15 protein-coding genes are annotated in these 16763 nt (G+C 47.7%); 8 read left to right on the top strand and 7 right to left on the bottom strand.

The window, feature by feature from the left end; all coding sequences use genetic code 11:
* Positions 1-17: 17 nt before the first annotated feature.
* The 3 genes from QUB68_RS14925 to petC form a co-directional block, all read right to left on the bottom strand.
* Positions 18-869 carry an alpha/beta fold hydrolase gene (locus QUB68_RS14925; protein WP_332993693.1) on the bottom strand — a complete coding sequence of 284 codons (852 nt, stop codon included), beginning with the start codon at positions 867-869 and terminating at the stop codon, positions 18-20.
* Positions 870-974: 105 nt separating this feature from the next.
* A complete protein-coding gene (gene petA, locus QUB68_RS14920) occupies positions 975-1964 on the bottom strand; it encodes a cytochrome f (protein ID WP_332993690.1) in 990 nt (329 codons plus the stop codon).
* A gap of 257 nt (positions 1965-2221) precedes the next feature.
* Positions 2222-2764, bottom strand: a complete 543-nt coding sequence (petC, locus tag QUB68_RS14915) for a cytochrome b6-f complex iron-sulfur subunit (RefSeq protein WP_332993689.1) — start codon at positions 2762-2764, stop codon at positions 2222-2224.
* Positions 2765-2976: 212 nt separating this feature from the next.
* Here petC and QUB68_RS14910 point away from each other — a divergent pair, with 212 nt between their 5' ends.
* Positions 2977-3294 (top strand): DUF3067 family protein, encoded by a 318-nt coding sequence (locus QUB68_RS14910; protein ID WP_293224989.1) that lies wholly within the window; start codon positions 2977-2979, stop codon positions 3292-3294.
* A 273-nt stretch (positions 3295-3567) separates the two neighbouring features.
* On the opposite strand, the gene QUB68_RS14905 is transcribed toward QUB68_RS14910, so the two are convergent.
* Positions 3568-3729 carry a hypothetical protein gene (locus QUB68_RS14905; protein WP_332993686.1) on the bottom strand — a complete coding sequence of 54 codons (162 nt, stop codon included), beginning with the start codon at positions 3727-3729 and terminating at the stop codon, positions 3568-3570.
* 46 nt (positions 3730-3775) lie between these two features.
* On the opposite strand from QUB68_RS14905, the gene QUB68_RS14900 reads away from it, so the two are divergent.
* On the top strand, positions 3776-4084 hold the full coding sequence (locus tag QUB68_RS14900) for a carbon dioxide-concentrating mechanism protein CcmK (protein ID WP_332993683.1): 309 nt from the start codon (positions 3776-3778) through the stop codon (positions 4082-4084).
* Between the two features lie 113 nt (positions 4085-4197).
* On the opposite strand, the gene tatC is transcribed toward QUB68_RS14900, so the two are convergent.
* Positions 4198-5043: a twin-arginine translocase subunit TatC gene (tatC, locus tag QUB68_RS14895; RefSeq protein WP_332993681.1), complete on the bottom strand. Its 846-nt coding sequence runs from the start codon at positions 5041-5043 to the stop codon at positions 4198-4200.
* Between the two features lie 189 nt (positions 5044-5232).
* Positions 5233-6180: an NAD(P)-dependent alcohol dehydrogenase gene (locus QUB68_RS14890; RefSeq protein WP_332993679.1), complete on the bottom strand. Its 948-nt coding sequence runs from the start codon at positions 6178-6180 to the stop codon at positions 5233-5235.
* A 152-nt stretch (positions 6181-6332) separates the two neighbouring features.
* Between QUB68_RS14890 and QUB68_RS14885 the strand changes: the two genes are divergently transcribed.
* From QUB68_RS14885 to QUB68_RS14860, 6 genes are all read left to right on the top strand, one after another.
* Complete coding sequence (locus tag QUB68_RS14885) at positions 6333-7091, top strand: SDR family NAD(P)-dependent oxidoreductase (RefSeq protein ID WP_332993676.1); 759 nt, start codon at positions 6333-6335, stop codon at positions 7089-7091.
* Positions 7092-7352: 261 nt separating this feature from the next.
* Complete coding sequence (locus QUB68_RS14880) at positions 7353-8450, top strand: DJ-1/PfpI/YhbO family deglycase/protease (RefSeq protein WP_332993673.1); 1098 nt, start codon at positions 7353-7355, stop codon at positions 8448-8450.
* A 170-nt stretch (positions 8451-8620) separates the two neighbouring features.
* Positions 8621-10021 carry a hormogonium tapered terminus morphoprotein TftA gene (tftA, locus tag QUB68_RS14875; protein ID WP_332993670.1) on the top strand — a complete coding sequence of 467 codons (1401 nt, stop codon included), beginning with the start codon at positions 8621-8623 and terminating at the stop codon, positions 10019-10021.
* 132 nt (positions 10022-10153) lie between these two features.
* Positions 10154-12178, top strand: coding sequence for a glycoside hydrolase family 10 protein (locus tag QUB68_RS14870; protein ID WP_332993667.1), 2025 nt, complete (start codon positions 10154-10156; stop codon positions 12176-12178).
* A 26-nt stretch (positions 12179-12204) separates the two neighbouring features.
* Positions 12205-12834: a hypothetical protein gene (locus QUB68_RS14865; RefSeq protein ID WP_332993665.1), complete on the top strand. Its 630-nt coding sequence runs from the start codon at positions 12205-12207 to the stop codon at positions 12832-12834.
* Positions 12835-13128: 294 nt separating this feature from the next.
* The gene (locus QUB68_RS14860) at positions 13129-13833 is read left to right on the top strand and encodes a rhomboid family intramembrane serine protease (protein WP_332993662.1); all 705 of its coding nucleotides are present in this window, start codon (positions 13129-13131) and stop codon (positions 13831-13833) included.
* A 125-nt stretch (positions 13834-13958) separates the two neighbouring features.
* Here the strand turns inward: QUB68_RS14860 and QUB68_RS14855 are convergent.
* A partial coding sequence (locus QUB68_RS14855; RefSeq protein WP_332993659.1) for an Ig-like domain-containing protein occupies positions 13959-16763 on the bottom strand: 2805 nt, incomplete at its 5' end.

Raw genomic sequence — 16763 nt, 5'->3', positions numbered from 1 at the left:
GAGTTAGGTACAAAATATTATTTTACCTCCTGGCGGCGCAGAAAAGTTATCAGAGCTTCGCCAACTTTTTCTGACCAATGTTCTTGAGGATAATGCCCCGCTTCTTCGAGAGTAACTAACTCTGCATTTTTCATGGAAACGACTATGTTTTTAGCGGGTTCAACACTCAGCCAAGGGTCGGTCAAACCCCATACAAATAAGCTTGGTCGCGTCCATCCTTTTAAGCCGGATTCAATTTCTGCCATTGACTGCGGCAGTTGAATGTTACGAACTGTGTTCATTAGCGATCGCCCCGCATCCGAACTCTTCAAAAACGGGCGGCGGTAAACATCTAAATCCTTGTCTGATATGATTTTGCGGCAGCCACCTTCGAGGGTTCTGTCAACCAAAAGCGGGTCTTGGGTGATCATGTCGCCAATAAAAGGCAGTCCCAACTGCTGCATTTTCCAAGGCAATTTGATATCTGCTGAAACGGGTGTATTTATAACGGCTAAACGCTCAATTTTATCAGGATTTCTCAAAGCGTATTGAAGGCCTGCTGATGCTAAAAAGCCTTGGACAACGAGGGAAAATCTGTCTAATTCTAAAGTTTGAATAAAGCCACCGAGGGCATCAACAAAGGCATCGGGAGTGTAGGCAAAGTCGCGTTTGTCCGGTTTTGCCGATCGCCCGTAGCCCACCCAATCCGGGGCGAGCGAGCGAAATCCCTGGGCCGCCAAATCCGTCATGATTGCACTCCAGGTAAAGCTTTGGGATGGCAAACCGTGCAGCAGCAGTACAGGAGGTTTATCACTTTCGTTAACCGGATTTGTTTCCCGATAAAACCATTCCAGCGCGCCTACTTTAACTTTATTCTCATCAATTGACATTATTTTACTGATTATTTATCAAAGAATAAGGCGGGTATTCCCCGCCCTACTTACCTAATAGTTGGGTAGGCACAAAGCACCTTACCCAACTAATTAAAGCTGCGCTTAGAAATTCATTTCAGCAGCTTGAACTTTTTCGACCTGTTTCTTCTTGAGAACCAGCATGATTTGAGCCAGCATGGTCAAAGCCACGAAAGCCATCAATCCTGTAACTCGACCTGCACTTTGCAGTACAATCTCCACGTCTTTTTGACCGAAGCCGCCCACATTAGGATTGTTCGTCAAAAGTTCGCCGGCTGCAACTGTTTGTCCTTCGGTAACAATCAGTTCTGGGCCTGCGGGAATTGTATCAACAACCGCTGCACCTTCTGCCGGTTGAATTGTCACTTCATAACCGCCATCTTCAGGTGTGGCAATCTTAGAAATGCTGCCAGCTACCGAAGCATTATAAACAGCATTGTTGCTCTTGGCACCAGTAGGATAAACCTGACCGCGGCCGCGGTTGCCGCCGACATAAATTAGGTATTTGCCGTAGTGAACGGACTTGTCAGTTTCGGGATTTGGCGACAAAACTGGGAATACCAATTCTTTGTACTGTTCTCCTGGCAGCGGGCCCACTAAAATAATATTTTCTTGGGTTTCGCTGTAAGGTTGGAAGTAAAGATCGCCGACTTTTTCCTTCATTTCTTCGGGAATTCTGTCAGCGGGAGCAATCTTGAAACCTTCAGGCAACATCACAACTGCGCCCACATTCAAGCCACCTTTGGTGCCGTCGCCGACGACTTGCTGCACGCTAGTATCGTAGGGAAGTTTGACAATAGCTTCAAAAACCGTGTCAGGCAAAACAGATTGCGGGACTTCAATTTCAGTCGGTTTTACACCGAGGTGACAGTTGGCGCAAACAATTTTGCCAGTTGCTTCGCGGGGAGTAGCTGGTGCTGTTTGCTGAGCCCAGAAAGGATAAGCAAATGCTGCTTGGGGAAGTGCAATGTCGCTGGTGAGGAAAAATCCTGCGGCAGCGATCGCAATTAAGGCAGTTTTGGCGATCGTCTTGGCACTGTGACGAAATATCGCAGATAAATTAATTTGTGGCATCAGAGTATTCAATCTCAAAGGTCAGACAATTTAGTGATTAGTCATTGGTCATTTGTCATTGGTCATTGGTCATTGGTTATTAGTTATTGGTTATTGGTTATTGGTTATTGGTTATTGGTTATTGGTTATTGGTTATTGGTTATTGGTTATTAGTTATTGAAACTAACGACTAACGACTAACTACTAACTACTAACTACTAACTACTAACTACTAACTACTAACCACTAACGACTAACGACTAACTGCTAACTAATAACTATGACCAGGTAGGTGCTTCACCGGTGCGGAAATCTGTTTCTTTCCAAGGGGTGAAAGCAACCTTGTCATCTGCGATAGTGACGTGGGCTAGGGCCAGAGACAAAGGCGCGGGCCCGCGCACCACTTTGCCCTCATTGTTGTATTGAGAACCGTGGCAAGGACAGATAAACCTGTTTTCGCTAGCATTCCAAGGCACGACGCAACCCAAGTGAGTGCAGACTGCATTGATGCCGTATTCGGCCAGAGATAGGTCTTCTTTCACCACAAGATAAGTGGGGTCGCCTTTGAGACCTTGAGCTAAAGTGCGATCGCCCGCAGGGTGCGAAGTCAAATATTCGCTAACGATGATGTCGTTACCCAAGGCATCTTTAGCTGTGACTCCGCCACCAACTGCCCCACTCGACGGAGGAACAAAATATTGGACAACAGGATAGAGTGCGCCCAGTGCCACACCTGTGACTGTACCGAACGTCAGCAAATTCATAAATTGGCGACGCCCCATATCGGGGACATCGGGATTTCCAGCAGAAGATTGAGCCATGACCTGCCTTACGGTTTTAAGTTACGTTTGTTTGTTAGCTGTTAGCGAACCTGTACGTGCAGACGAAGGAGGATGATTGCCGCCAATCTGCCCGCACAAATCTCAGGCCGCGAAAATTCGTTTAAGAATGCACCTTCCAGCCTTTATTAGAGTATTATTACATTTTTTGAACTTTGTCTTTTATTGTTTAAGAGATTAACTCAGGAGCAACCATGACGGGCAAGGATTTACACCAGCTATTGCTAGAGAAATGGGGAAAATCTTACGATATCAGATTGCGGCGGACGCGGGGCAAGATTTTCGTCCAGGTGATGTGGAAATATCTCGAACAGGTGTCTTTTCCGATGACGGAGGCTGATTATTTTGAGCATTTGGACGCGGTGGCCAATTACCTCAACGGCTGGGGCAGCACCGAACAGGTGAGAGAATATATTGTCACTACTCGCGATCGCCCGCGTTTGGGCAAAGCTGTCAGCGTTCCCCTAGATTTAGGCGAAAGAGCCTCGGAGTGGTTGCTTGACGAGTTTTGAGTCATCAGTCATTCGTCCTCAGTCATTCGTCATCAGTCAACAGTCCTCAGTCAACAGTCCTCAGTCAGAGCGAATCCGGTGACATCCGAATGATACCGCAGTGCGAGCGGGACGCTCGCTGCAAGGGAAACCACAACGGTCGATCGCCGATCTCGCAGCTTGTAAAGTTTTGTGTCTGGTCGGGGGTGGATTTTTTGAGTTCCCAGTCCCGAAAATCGTGAGGCGAACTTGTCATCCGGCGTGCGGGCGGCGAGAAACTAAGCTGTCGCGCAGCTAATTTTCGCAGTTTTTTTGATTCAAAGTCTTGTAGGGCGGGCTTTCCTGTCCGACACTGGGGTTTAAATGCCGCCACAGCTTGTGGGGCTCCTTAATTTTGGGCGATCGAATTTCTAGTTTAGCAAAATCATCCGAACCAATTTCTGTCAACAATTTCACATACAATGAGTCTCAGATATCTTGTGAAATTTAGGAGAATGTTGTAATGGGTGTTGCAGTTGGAATGGTTGAAGTCTTAGGATTTCCCGCTGCCGTAGAAGTTGCAGACTCAATGGTGAAAGCAGCCCGAGTTACTTTAGTTCGCTATGAAAAGATAACCCGTGCCTACTGGACAATTATAGTTAGAGGAGATATCTCTGAAGTGCAAGCAGCCGTTGCTGCTGGAATTGAATCAGTTAAAAAGGTCGATGGCGGAAAGTTGCTATCGTATCACATAATTGCTCGTCCCCACGAGAATCTCGATTACGTTTTGCCGATCGGCTACACACCTGAAGTCGAACAGTTCCGAATGTAGACAAAGTTTTGACAAAACTTTGGTGTGGAATTTTAACTTTTACTAAAATATAGAGGCGCGGGCGATCGCACCTCTATATTTTTAGGCTTCGAGGCGATCGATCTTTGAAGATATCACCGCCCTAAAAGCTTCACCAAACCAACGCCGCCAAAATACAAGGCAAGCACCGCACCTCCTAAAAGACTTTGCGTTAAAGGGTCAGTAGAAGGCGTTAAAACAGCTCCCAAAACGGCCGCTCCCAAGACTACATAGCGCCACCCCGATAGCATTTGCTTAGAAGAAACTATCCCCAAAACACCGAGCAATACTTGAACGATCGGGATTTGAAAAGCTAAGCCAGTGCTGAACATTAACAATAGTACAAATTTAAAGTATTTGTCGATCGACCACAACTGCTCTACAACATCCGCCCCGTAGGTAACAAAGAAGTTCAGCGCCGCCGGAATCAGAGCGATGTAAGCAAATACCAGCCCGCCCATGAATAGAAAACTCGAACCAAAAAACACTGGGCCCAGCAACCCGCGTTCTTTGCGAGTCAAGCCGGGTAGCACAAATAGCGCTATTTGGTAAAAAATAAACGGACTTGCAATTAGCAAACCGCAGTATCCGGCTACTTCGATCGAAACAAAGAAATACTCGCCGGGTGCTAGTTGCAGAAATTTGACTGGCCCGGCGGGTACTTCTAGCAATTGTACGATCGGCTTAACGGTTAAAAAGCAACCAACTACACCGATTGCTACGGCAATTAGCGAGTAGAAAAGTCGCTGCCGCAATTCTTCTAAATGGTCGAACAAAGACATCTCAACTTCGTCGGGAAGTTCGTCTAGAAATTCGTTTTCTAGGTTGCGAGAACCCATGAAATCGTCGGTTATTGGCACAATGCTATTTTCCGAGCTAATTAGTTCGAGGTTGTTGTCGGAATTTTGTTCGGATGTCTCCAAGTCTGAGGGGGCAGTCATAGGTATTTTTGATTTTATTTAGGTTTTACGTTTATTCGTCTTGGACGCAGGTGAGTGCAAAAATCGGTTTCTGGGTTAAGGGCGATCGCTCTTTTTACTTACTTTAACGCCAACCGCGCATTTTTTGGTGAACCATTGCCAGGTAAGGCATATAATCCTCTAAGTCGTATTGGTTAAACATGATTTTTTTTAACTGTCAATGGCGATCGCAATTTTGCCAACAGCGCGGCCTGTTTCGCTGTAAACGTGGGCGGCTGCTACTTCTGCTAAGCTGTAAGTGCGATCGACAATCGGCTCAACTTGCTCGGATTCGATTAACTCCCGCAAAATGCCTAAATCGCCCGGATTCGGATTAGCGACAATCAATTTAGCTTTTTTACCAGGAATAAACCAGCTCGTCAACATCGGTGTGAGGTTGTCGAAACTCGGCAAAGTCGAGATATAAACTCCCTCGGCTTGCATCACTTTTTCGCATTCAGCAAATGTTTTAGTGCCGACAGCATCCAAGATTATATCATACTTTTCTGGCTGTTGAGTAAAGTCAATCTCTGCATAATCCAGAACCAAATCTGCTCCCAAACCCTTGACAAAATCTCTATTTTGGGCGCTGCAAACTCCCGTCACTTCCGCGTTCATTGCTTTCGCCACTTGCACCGCAAACATCCCGACTCCGCCGGAAGCGCCGTTAATCAATACTTTGTACCCTGCTTTAATTTCACCCAAATCCCTGAGGGCTTGCAAAGCGGTTAAACCTGCGATCGGTACTGCTGCTGCTTCGGCATGGGTGATGTTTTTAGGCTTAATTGCCGCACTCGATTCTGCCACCGCAGCGTATTCGGCACAACCACCGCCAGCGATCGGATTTAAGAATGTATAAACTTCATCTCCAGGTTGAAATTGGGTAACTTCCGATCCAACTTCTACGACAACTCCTGATATATCTGAACCGACAATTCGAGGAAAGTTAAATCCTGTCAGTAGTTGCAGGTGTCCTTGGCGGATTTTCCAGTCTACGGGATTGACGCTGCTAGCGCGAACTCTGACTAGCAATTCGTTGGCTTTGGCGATCGGCTTGGACAATTCTCGGTACTGCAATTCCTCGGCGGAACCGTAGCGATCGTAGGCAACTGCTTTCATGGCGATTTTTTATTTTTATTTCAAGCAGAACACTTTCTCCTATACAATTATCATATAGCAGTTCTATTTGGTTTGTGAACGGGATTTATTTTTTTTATTAACCGCAGAGGGCGCAGAGGGCGCAGAGAAAGAGAAAAGATAGAGAGAGAGAAATGATTGATTTAACTGGAAAGGTAATTTTAGTAACGGGCGGCTCGAAAGGGATTGGTGCAGCGACGGTTCGCACTTTGGTTAATGCTGGGGCCCAGGTGATTTTGCATTACTGTCGCAGTCAGCAAGCGGCGGAATCGGTAGCAGCAAGTGTCGCGGGCGATCGCTGTTATTTATTAGCAGCAGATTTGATGTCACCAAATGCGGCGGCGAGTTTGTGGCGAGATGCTGTAAAATGGCGCGGTCATATTGATATTATAGTTAACAATGCTGGGATTATGCAGTCCGCGGGTATCGAGGACGAGTTCGATATTTGGTCGTCGGCTTGGCAGCAAACTCTACAAGTTAATTTAGTTGCGGTTGCTGATTTGTGCCGGGAAGCAATTCTGCATTTTAAGACTCGCAATGGCGGTACAATTATTAATATAGCAAGTCGCGCTGCTTTTCGCGGCGACGATCCGAATTATCTGCACTACGCTGCATCAAAAGGTGCGATTGTTTCTTTAACTCGCAGCATTGCTAGAGGGTTTGCGACTGATAATATTTTAGCTTTTACTGTTGCACCGGGATTTGTGAGCACGGAAATGTCCGATCGGTTTATTCGGGAGTGCGGCGAAGCACAGATTGTGCGCGATATCCCGATCGGCAAAATCGCTCCTCCTCAAGATGTCGCCAATGTAATCGCGTTTTTAGCGTCGGGTTTAGCAACCCACGCTACCGGGACAACGATCGACATTAACGGCGCTTCTTACGTGCACTGAGGCTATAATTTGGACGGGCTAGAAGCCCATCCCACAAAATTTTTTTCTTGTGGGATGGGCTTCTAGCCCGTCCAAAAATTTGATTGATAGGACTTTGACAATCTTGTTTAAATCCTAGCGCGCACGAAGCACAGATATGCCTACCTCTAAAGACTCAGATCGCCCCTTTTCATCCTAACAAAATTATAACTTTAGCCAGACGCGATCGCACCCAGAAATAAATTAAGTTGATAGAAAATGCTACCTTAAGGGAAACTGATTATGACAGCAGATAACGAAGCTAACAGCAAGCGAGTTGCCATACTCATCGAAAATGGAGTTGAAGATTCGGAATTTCTGGTTCCTTACAACGCCTTAAAACAAGCAGGATTTGACGTAGTTGTCCTCGGTTCGCGCACAAACGAAAAATATGCGGGTAAAAATGGTAAAGTTGCCCAGCAGGCTGACGGAACTACCACTGAATCATTAGCCGAAGAATTCGATGCAGTGATAATTCCCGGCGGTATGGCTCCCGATACAATGCGGACAAATCCCAATACAGTGCGGTTTGTCAAAGAAGCCATGGAACAAGGAAAAATCGTCGCTGCTGTGTGTCACGGCCCGCAAGTTTTGATTGAAGCAGACGTGCTCAAAGGCAAAAATGCGACTGGTTTCTTGGCAATTAAAACCGACATGATCAATGCCGGAGCTAACTACATCAACGAAGCTTTAGTAGTTGACGGCAACTTGATTACTTCCCGCCAACCGGGAGATTTAGGAATATTTACTACAGCAATTATGGCGCGCCTCGGTTACGGTGGCAAAGCAGTCGGTTTACCCGAAGAAACCGACGCCAGCGCAGAATGGTGGAAATTAGCTAACGGTTGGGGCGGCTCGACACAAGGCGACATTGTTAAAGGTTTGAATACCGCCCTCGCAGGCGAGCGCTATGCTTGCGAAGCGTTTCAGAATTATGCGGAAAAAACCGGAGATGCCGATTTGCGATCGCTCCTGACGGAAATGATCCAAAATAAACAGCAACACATCCAGGCTCTCGAAAACCGCCTCAACGATTTCGGCGAAAAACCCTCAATTCCCGCCCAAATTGCTGACAAATACGCCAAATTAAAATCTTCCATGCAAGGAACCGATGAAACCTTCTTGCTGCGCAGCACCCTCGGCGATTTGCAAACAGGTGTTGTCGATATCAACAACCTGCGGGCGAAGTTCACCGATCCGGTATCAACTGACATTTTTACACAGATAGAAGCGGATTTGTCCAAGTGCGAGCAAGTCGTTGCTAAACTCTTCCGCGCCCGTGCTGTTTCCCAAGAAATTAAGGCTCCAAAACCTTCGACTAGCCCCGCTGTAAAAATGTAATCTCCATGCGGATTAACAAGTTTGTAGTTGTGCCTAGGGGTTAAAACCCCCACCCAGAGCGCAACTACAAATTTGTTGTGCAATAATAAAATCTACGCCTTTGCGGTAAAATAAAACGTAAGCATAAAAAGCTGACACTGAAGTAACTGCAAGGTGGAGATTTTTATTAAATGGCTTCTATTTTTGTTTCAGCCGGACACGGCGGGTTTGAAGGCAGCTTGCGGGATTCTGGGGCGATCGCATTTGGCACAACCGAAGCCCAGGAATTGATCCTAATTCGCGATTTATTAGTACCCGAATTGCGGCAGCGAGGCCTAAGCACTTTCTCCGTGCCGGATACTCTAAGTTTAGTAGAAACTATCGCTTGGATCAACAACCGCTGCCAGCCGGGAGATGTAGCAGTCGAAATGCACCTCGACGCTTTTTCTAATCCCCAAGTTCGCGGTGCAAGCGCGTTTTATATTGGCAGCAACCCCAAGCGAAAAGCAGATGCGGATTTAATCTTAAACGGCTATTTGCGTAGGTGTCCAGAAATACCGAGCCGCGGCGCAAAAGCAGATACTGAAGCAGGTGTTGGTAGCCTCGGATTTTGCCGGCGCGTCAACGTTCCTTCGCTATTAATAGAACTCGGTTTTTTGACCAGTCCCGACGACTTGCGAATTCTTCAAACTCGCCGCCGCGATGTCGCCCTCGGACTCGCTGACGGACTCGAAGCTTGGTTAAAAAATACCGCTTTGAAACCTTTGCCGACACCAACACCCGCACCCACACCCGCACCCACACCCGCACCCACACCCGCACCAAAACCTATAGTTTATCCTTTAATTAATATCCAAATCAACGGTGCGCCCCACGAAGACAAAGGCATTTTGGTCAACGGAAATGCTTTTGTTCCTTCCGAAGTTCTAGACGCTCTGAATGTCAAACCCGAGGCAGCCGATCGCCGAATCACGTACAATGGAGTAGTATTCGTGCGGGCAGTCGATTTGCGCGATCGCGAAATTTCCGTAACTTGGGATCAGACCACAACATCAGTATCCCTGCGATCGCGCCGTGATATCCTCTCAGGCGTAGGAAAAATCATGGGCCGCGGTTTAACCACCGCCCAACAACTGACAGTATTTCTTACCAAAAATAACAGCAAAGCCCTGGCAGTATTTCCCAATTTAACTCAAATTTACGTCCAAGAAGCAGCCGCAGAAGGCGTCAACCACGACCTAGCTTTTTGCCAAATGTGTTTAGAAACAAACTATCTCAACTTTGGCGGTGCAGTCAAACCAGAACAATTTAACTTTGCCGACATGGGAATCATCAGCCCCACAAATTCCGGCATCTCATTTCCCGACGCCCGCACCGGAATTAGAGCGCAAATTCAGCACCTCAAAGCTTACGCCAGCACCGAACCAATCAACCAACCTTTAGTTCAAGAAAACGTGCGTTTTCGCTTTGTCAAGCGCGGCATCGCCCCCACCGCCAACGAACTTGCAGGCCGCTGGAATTCCGATCCTTTATACGGACAAAAAATTATCAATATCATCCGACTTTTGTACGAAAATGCAGGTTTGCTGTAGTCAGTTGACTGTTGACAGTTGTTATTAGTTATTAGTTATTAGTTATTAGTTATTAGTTATTTGTGACTTGCTACTAATAACTAATAACCAATGCCCAATGCCCTATGCCCTATGCCCAATTATTAAATAACTATGGTTTCCAGCACAAATCGCTTCTCCGACATTCAAAATCATTGGGCAAAAATATTCATTGACGGCCTAGTAGAACGGGCCGTGATCAGCGGTTTTCCCGATCGCACTTTTCGCCCCAACAGCAACCTCACCCGCGCCCAATTCGCCGCCATCGTCAGCAAAGCCTTTCCCGTACCCGACAAACGGCCCTACATTTCCTTTATCGACGTTCCCCCCACCCACTGGGCCGCCAGCGCCATTCAAGCAGCATATAAAAGAGGATTTATCTCCGGCTATCCCGACAACCTGTTCAAACCCGAAAACATGATTACCAGGGCCGAGGCATTAGTTGCCTTAGTCAGCGGAATTTTTGGGGCGAACGCTGCACCGACAACCAATCTGATCTTATCAAACATCTACCAAGATAGTACAGAAATTCCCAACTATGCCAAAAAGGCGATCGTCATCGCCACCCAATCCGAAATAGTCGTCAACGCCCCCAATTTAAACCTATTAAATCCCGCCGCAAACGCCACCAGAGCCGATGTCGCCGCCTGGGTTTATCAAGCATTAGTATACCTCAAAAGAGCACCACAAATATACAATCAATATATTATAGTTCTCAGCAAAGTTCCCCGACCGCAAGTGAGCGTCAACCACCAGCGAGAATTTCGCGGAGTGTGGATAACATCCGTGTGGAATATTGACTGGCCGCTCAGCAACAAACTCTCAACAGAACAGCAAAAAGCAGAACTGCTGAAAATCCTAGACAGGCTGCAAGAAATGAATTTCAATGCAATTATCCTGCAAATTAGAGCTGCGGGCGATGCCCTTTACGCCTCACAATTAGAACCTTGGAGTGCGTGGCTGACAGGAACTCAAGGAAAGCCACCGCAACCTTATTATGACCCTTTAACATTTGCCGTTACAGAAAGCCACAAACGCAACATCGAAGTTCACGCTTGGTTCAATCCCTACCGCGCCAAAGTTTCTTATACCCAAACGCCTCCCAACGTCAGCCCGCACCTCTCTGTTACCAATCCCGAATGCGTTTATCCGTGGGGCGATGATTTGTGGATGGACCCGGGAATTGATTTAGTTGTAGACAAGACTTACAACGTAATTTTAGACGTAGTAAAGCGCTACGATATAGACGGCGTTCACTTCGACGATTATTTCTATCCTTATCCGATTGCCGGTCAAGAATTTCCCGACAGCAAGATTTACAATAGTTATGTCTCCCGAGGCGGCCAAATGAGTTTAGGAGACTGGCGGCGCGAAAATGTCAACAAATTAGTTAGAAGACTCGGACAAGGAATTAGATCAGCCAAACCAAACGTCAAATTCGGCATCAGTCCCTTCGGCATTTATCGCCCCGGACAGCCACCGAAAAGTCGCGGTTTAGACGCCTACGAAACACTCTATGCCGACGCCAAAAAATGGCTAGAATCAGGTTGGGTAGACTATCTAAATCCCCAACTTTACTGGCGCATCGACCAAACAGCTCAAAGCTATCCAATGTTACTGCAATGGTGGCTAGAAAACAACCCTCAAAATAGACATATTTACGTAGGAAATAACCTAGGAAGACTGGACGGCATAAAATGGACAGTAGACGAAATAAACAATCAAATTCAGATTACGCGCAACTCTAAAGATAACTTAGCTTTAGGCAATGTTTTCTTCAGCATGAAAGCATTTAGCGACAACCGCCAGCAAATTTACGATAATTTCAAATCCACTACATACACCCAGCCCGCACTCGTTCCCGCGATGCCCTGGCAAAATGGAAAGCCGCCAGCCCCTCCAGTATCAGTGGTAGTACAAAAAGTCGGCAGTAGCAATGTTTTGCAGTGGAAAAATCCCGCCGATAAAAACATCCGTTCTTGGACGCTTTATCAAAAGAATGGTGATACTTGGAAGCTCATAAAAATCATCAATGCAGACACAGTACAAGTAACAGTAGGAACAGGAATTTACGCTTTGTGTGCGGTAAGTATCATGGCTGTTGAAAGTGTAGGAGTTTTCATAGAAATAGCATCATAAAATACAAATGTAAGGTAAGCAAGAACATGAAAAATCTGAGACTTCCCGAACAAAGACGAAAAGTTTACATTGAAATCGCCCTACGCAGATGCCGTCCTGGTAGCGGCAGCACCTTAGAATTTCTCAGCAAAAGAACTTGGAACACTCCCGTGACTAACATCAAAGCTATTATCAAACAAACTCAGTTTGTTGTTGTAGGAGGAATTGCTACCAGGCTTTATATGCCAGAACGCATGACTGACGACCTAGATATTTTAGTGTTGACTGATGATGCCGAAAATATCTATCAAGAATTAGTGGCAACTGACAGCAAAAAAGTGGGAGAACTCAGCATAGGTGGCAGTAGTTGGCAACTACCAGACGGTAGTATTTTGGATGTTCTGGAATCACAACAACCTTGGGTTGTAGAAGCGATCGCAAATCCAAACATTGCCCCCGACAATTTGCCAATTATCGGATTGCCTTATTTAATCATAATGAAATTGCAAGCCAGTCGCGGTATAGATATTGGCGACTTGACGCGGATGTTAGGAGGGGCTGATGAAACTGCCTTAGAATTAGTAAGAAAGACAGTAAAAACTTACCTTCCTGATGCGGTGGAAGACTTAGAAAGTTTAATTGTACTAGGAAAACTAGAAATGGGAGAATTACGTTAATTGTTTAGACTTGCATTGCACTCATTCCCAAAAAATCTTAAAACTATCTGCGTTTATCTGCGCTTATCTGCTTTTCATCTGCGGTTGACATATCAATCAAAGATTTCTGCAATAAGTCTAAACACTTTCTCTTCGCCAACATGAACCCAACCGCAGCCAAGCCCCTCTTCCTTCTGACTACTGACTAATGACTAATGACTAATGACTTCTTCTCTCTTCCTTTAGAGAGGAGACAGCTTACAGATAAATGCGCTATTGTGTTGCCAATATTTTGATGTTGAGGAAAAAAAAGCTGTGGTTCCCTTACGCGATGACAATCCCACCAGTATCACTCCCTACGTTACCTTCGGACTGATTGCTGTCAACATATTAGTATTTTTGTACGAACTCAGTTTGGGCGATCGCCAATTAACCCAATTTTTCTACTCTTGGGCGGTAGTTCCTTGCCAGTTAAGCAATATGTGTCGGGTGTCTCTGCCTGTTTCGCCATTTCCCGAATGGACGACGCTAATTAGCTCGCAATTCCTGCACGCAGGCTTTCTGCACATAGCCGGAAATATGTTATTTTTGTGGATTTTTGGCAACAACGTAGAAGACCGTTTAGGGCACGTCAAATTTTTAATATTTTACCTTACTTGTGGCGTTTTAGCATCACTAACTCAGTGGTATTTTTCCTCAACATCGGCGATTCCATCCCTGGGTGCTAGCGGGGCGATCGCAGGCGTGATGGGAGCTTATATTCTCAGATATCCCCAAGCCAAAGTTTTGACACTGCTGCCCTTGGGATTCTTTATTACCACAGTCCGAGTTCCCGCTTTCTTCTTTCTAGGATTTTGGTTTGCACAGCAAGCATTGAGCGGTTTGGCTTCCTTGAATGCCCCGGCAAGTGTAGGCATGGAATCCGGGGGAGTTGCCTACTGGGCCCACGCCGGCGGCTTTGTTTTCGGCGCGATTCTCGCTCCTTTATTGGGACTTTTTTCTGATGAAAATCAGATTTAACGGTTTGTAGTGAGGACTTGAGTCCGCATCAAAAAGGACTCAAGTCCTCACTACAAACCTAGATAAACGTGTTGTAGTGAGGACTTGAGTCCGCATAAAGAAGGACTGAAGTCCTCACTACAAACCTAGATAAACGTCAAGTCAAAAGGCGAAAGAGAAGTAACTCCAGTTACACCATTTAACTTCGCCAAAATGCGAGAATCGCCGCCTGTTTGGTTGTTACCGTTGCCGTCATAAATGATGTAAGTATTGCCGCCGGAATCGTAGGCAAACAAGAAAGCAGTTCCTCCCAAAATATTTGCAGAAACATTTGTTTGCACCGTTAGCAGAACTTGCGTGCTACCGCCCAGATTCGGGAATCCGGGGGCAAAGTTAAACTGATCGGCGATCGGCACACCGAGACCGGTAAAATCAGTAATCACATCGTATCCGCCCGCGGCGATCGCAGCATTGATTGCCGCCGAAGAAGCCGCATCAAACGCCGGCCCGCCCTCTGCGGGGCTGGTATAGCGGAATTGATTGCTGCCGCCGCCGCCCGTCATGGTATCTGCACCCAGGCCCCCGATCAGTACGTCGTTATCCGCGCCACCATTAATCGTATCGTTGCCGCCTTGGCCGTCAATAGTATCGCTGCCCGCAAAACCGTTCAAATTGTCCGGCAAAGATCCGCCAACTAACCTGTTAGGCCCGCTATCTGCTGGCAAGATGGAAACGGCGATCGTACCTGTGCCCGGAATTGTCCCGAATCCGTCGCTGACGCTGTAGGTAAAAGTAGTTGTACCCGCTACGTTGCCGGCAATGAACTGCACCTGAGTGCCGAGATTCACAGCTATGCCCAGTTTCGGGGTGCCGACATTGATAATGCTGAGCGGCCCTTTTTGCGGACTGGAGTCGTTGGCGAGCACGTCGATGAAGGTGGGCAGCAAATTATTCGTATTCGTAAATACGATGCCGTCGTTGACAGCAACTGGTGGCAGGTTAGTTGGAAGGGTTGAGGACGCATCGAAAGAGTTGATGTTAATCGCCACTGAGGCTGCTGCCGTGCCGCCTTGGTCGTCCGCTACGCTGTAGCTGAATGAACCGGCTTGCCCGATCGCATCAGCTTTAGGTTGGAATTGCAGACCGAGCAGTTCTTGAACCGTCAATTTTTGATTGATCGCGATCGGACTCGTACCGACAACTATTTGACCGAAAGTCGGACTGGGAACTCTGACAACTGCGATCGACAGCGGTTGACCCTCTGGATCGCTGGGCGCCGAAATGCTCAGAGACAGAGGCAAATTCTGCAAACCAGTCAGCGTTTTACCAGTTTCCACGATCGGCGGCTCGTTAGGAGTCGGAGATGTAAAACTGGGCGGAACCGGCCCCCCGCCGAAAGGTGGAGTTGGAGTCGGGACGATCGAAGGAAGCTGTGTCGGCAATGTCCCAGCCGTCGGAGTCGGAGTCGGACTCGGAACCTGTGTCGGCAATGTCCCCGTAGTCGGAGTCGGACTCGGAGTTGTCCCGCCCGCAGTCGGAGTCGGACTTGGAGTTGTCCCCGCCGGAGTTGGAGTCGTCGCCGGAGTCGGAGTCGTCGCCGGGGTTGGAGTCGTCGCCGGGGTTGGAGTCGTCACCGGAGTTGGAGTCGTCACCGGAGTTGGACTAGGAGTTGTCCCCGCAGGAGTCGGTGTCGGTGGCGGTGTCGTAACAGGTTTTGTACCCGTCGAAGGTGTCGGAGAAGCACTTGTCCCCGTCGAAGGTGTTGTCCCCGTCGAAGGTGTTGTCCCCGTCGAAGGTGTTGTCCCCGTCGAAGGTGTTGTCCCCGTACTTGGAGAAGGACTTGTCCCCGTACTTGGAGAAGGACTTGTCCCTTGAATGGTGAAGGGATTGTCGTCTACGCGCGGTATTTGAGCTGTAGTAAACCTAGATTCATCCAGCGAGTTCGATCGCACATCAAGCAACACCGCCAAAAATTCGCCAGTTTGTTTGTCCTGAATAATCGTGTTACTAGAATTCGAGCCTTGACCCTGGAAGATGTTTAACTGTGTAAAGTTCAGACCTCCAGCCAGACCGATCGAATCTCCCGGCTTAAAATCTCTAATTAAATCAGCATCCCCGACTTCGCGGCCGCCAGTAGTGAGAAACCCGTTACTGGAAACCGACGTGCCCACCCTACCGAGAACAAAGATATCCGAACCGTCGCCTCCTGTGAGAGTATCAGATCCGCGATCGCCCGAAAGAATATCATCCCCAGCATCTCCAGACAGAGAATCATTGCCATCGCCCCCAAAGATCAGGTCATCACCAACACCGCCGTCACCAGTATCGTTACCAACACCGCCGCTGATGACATCCCCGCCGTCGCCGCCCAACAAAATATCATTGCCAGCAGCCCCAATCAGGCAATCATTACCCGTGTCGCCAAAAACAGTGTCATTGCCCTTATCGCCAAAAATCAGGTCGTCTTCGCCACCTCCGCGCAGACAGTCATTGCCTTTACCGCCGTACAGCGTATCGTTGCCTTCAGCACCCAAGACAATATCGTTCCCCTGGTCGCCAAAAGCTACATCATCGCCCAGGTCGCCAGAAACCAAGTCATCGTCTTTGCCGCCCCGCGCCGTGTCATTGCCGCGCCCGCCCTCAACAATATCTTTACCAGCGCCGCCATTGAGAGAATCGTTACCGTCATCGCCCCTGATGATATCGGCCCCGTCCCGACCCAAAATCGTGTCGTCACCGCCGCGCCCGGAAATCGTGTCATTGAACAAGCTGCCGATTAAATAGTTATTGCCATCATTGGCGACAATTACGCCATCGACAAACACTGGCTGTGGGGGAGGCGTGGGTACTGTTATCGCTGGCCGCGGCACCGGCGTGATGGAAATCCCCGGGCCCGTCCCGGTCATTGTCGGAGAAGTCCCGATCACTGTCGGAGAAGTCCCGGTCACTGT

The organism is Microcoleus sp. A006_D1 (assembly GCF_036702805.1).
In the GTDB taxonomy this organism is placed as follows: domain Bacteria; phylum Cyanobacteriota; class Cyanobacteriia; order Cyanobacteriales; family Microcoleaceae; genus Microcoleus.
Note: the sequence above shows the minus strand (reverse complement) of the source record. Positions and strands in the feature narration are given on the sequence as shown.

Excerpts from the sequence above, each read along its gene's own strand:
- QUB68_RS14925 (WP_332993693.1), bottom strand. The coding sequence starts at position 869 with ATGTCAATTGATGAGAATAAAGTTAAAGTAGGCGCGCTGGAATGGTTT.
- petA (WP_332993690.1), bottom strand. The coding sequence starts at position 1,964 with ATGCCACAAATTAATTTATCTGCGATATTTCGTCACAGTGCCAAGACG.
- petC (WP_332993689.1), bottom strand. The coding sequence starts at position 2,764 with ATGGCTCAATCTTCTGCTGGAAATCCCGATGTCCCCGATATGGGGCGT.
- QUB68_RS14910 (WP_293224989.1), top strand. The coding sequence starts at position 2,977 with ATGACGGGCAAGGATTTACACCAGCTATTGCTAGAGAAATGGGGAAAA.
- QUB68_RS14900 (WP_332993683.1), top strand. The coding sequence starts at position 3,776 with ATGGGTGTTGCAGTTGGAATGGTTGAAGTCTTAGGATTTCCCGCTGCC.
- tatC (WP_332993681.1), bottom strand. The coding sequence starts at position 5,043 with ATGACTGCCCCCTCAGACTTGGAGACATCCGAACAAAATTCCGACAAC.
- QUB68_RS14890 (WP_332993679.1), bottom strand. The coding sequence starts at position 6,180 with ATGAAAGCAGTTGCCTACGATCGCTACGGTTCCGCCGAGGAATTGCAG.
- QUB68_RS14885 (WP_332993676.1), top strand. The coding sequence starts at position 6,333 with ATGATTGATTTAACTGGAAAGGTAATTTTAGTAACGGGCGGCTCGAAA.
- QUB68_RS14880 (WP_332993673.1), top strand. The coding sequence starts at position 7,353 with ATGACAGCAGATAACGAAGCTAACAGCAAGCGAGTTGCCATACTCATC.
- tftA (WP_332993670.1), top strand. The coding sequence starts at position 8,621 with ATGGCTTCTATTTTTGTTTCAGCCGGACACGGCGGGTTTGAAGGCAGC.
- QUB68_RS14870 (WP_332993667.1), top strand. The coding sequence starts at position 10,154 with ATGGTTTCCAGCACAAATCGCTTCTCCGACATTCAAAATCATTGGGCA.
- QUB68_RS14865 (WP_332993665.1), top strand. The coding sequence starts at position 12,205 with ATGAAAAATCTGAGACTTCCCGAACAAAGACGAAAAGTTTACATTGAA.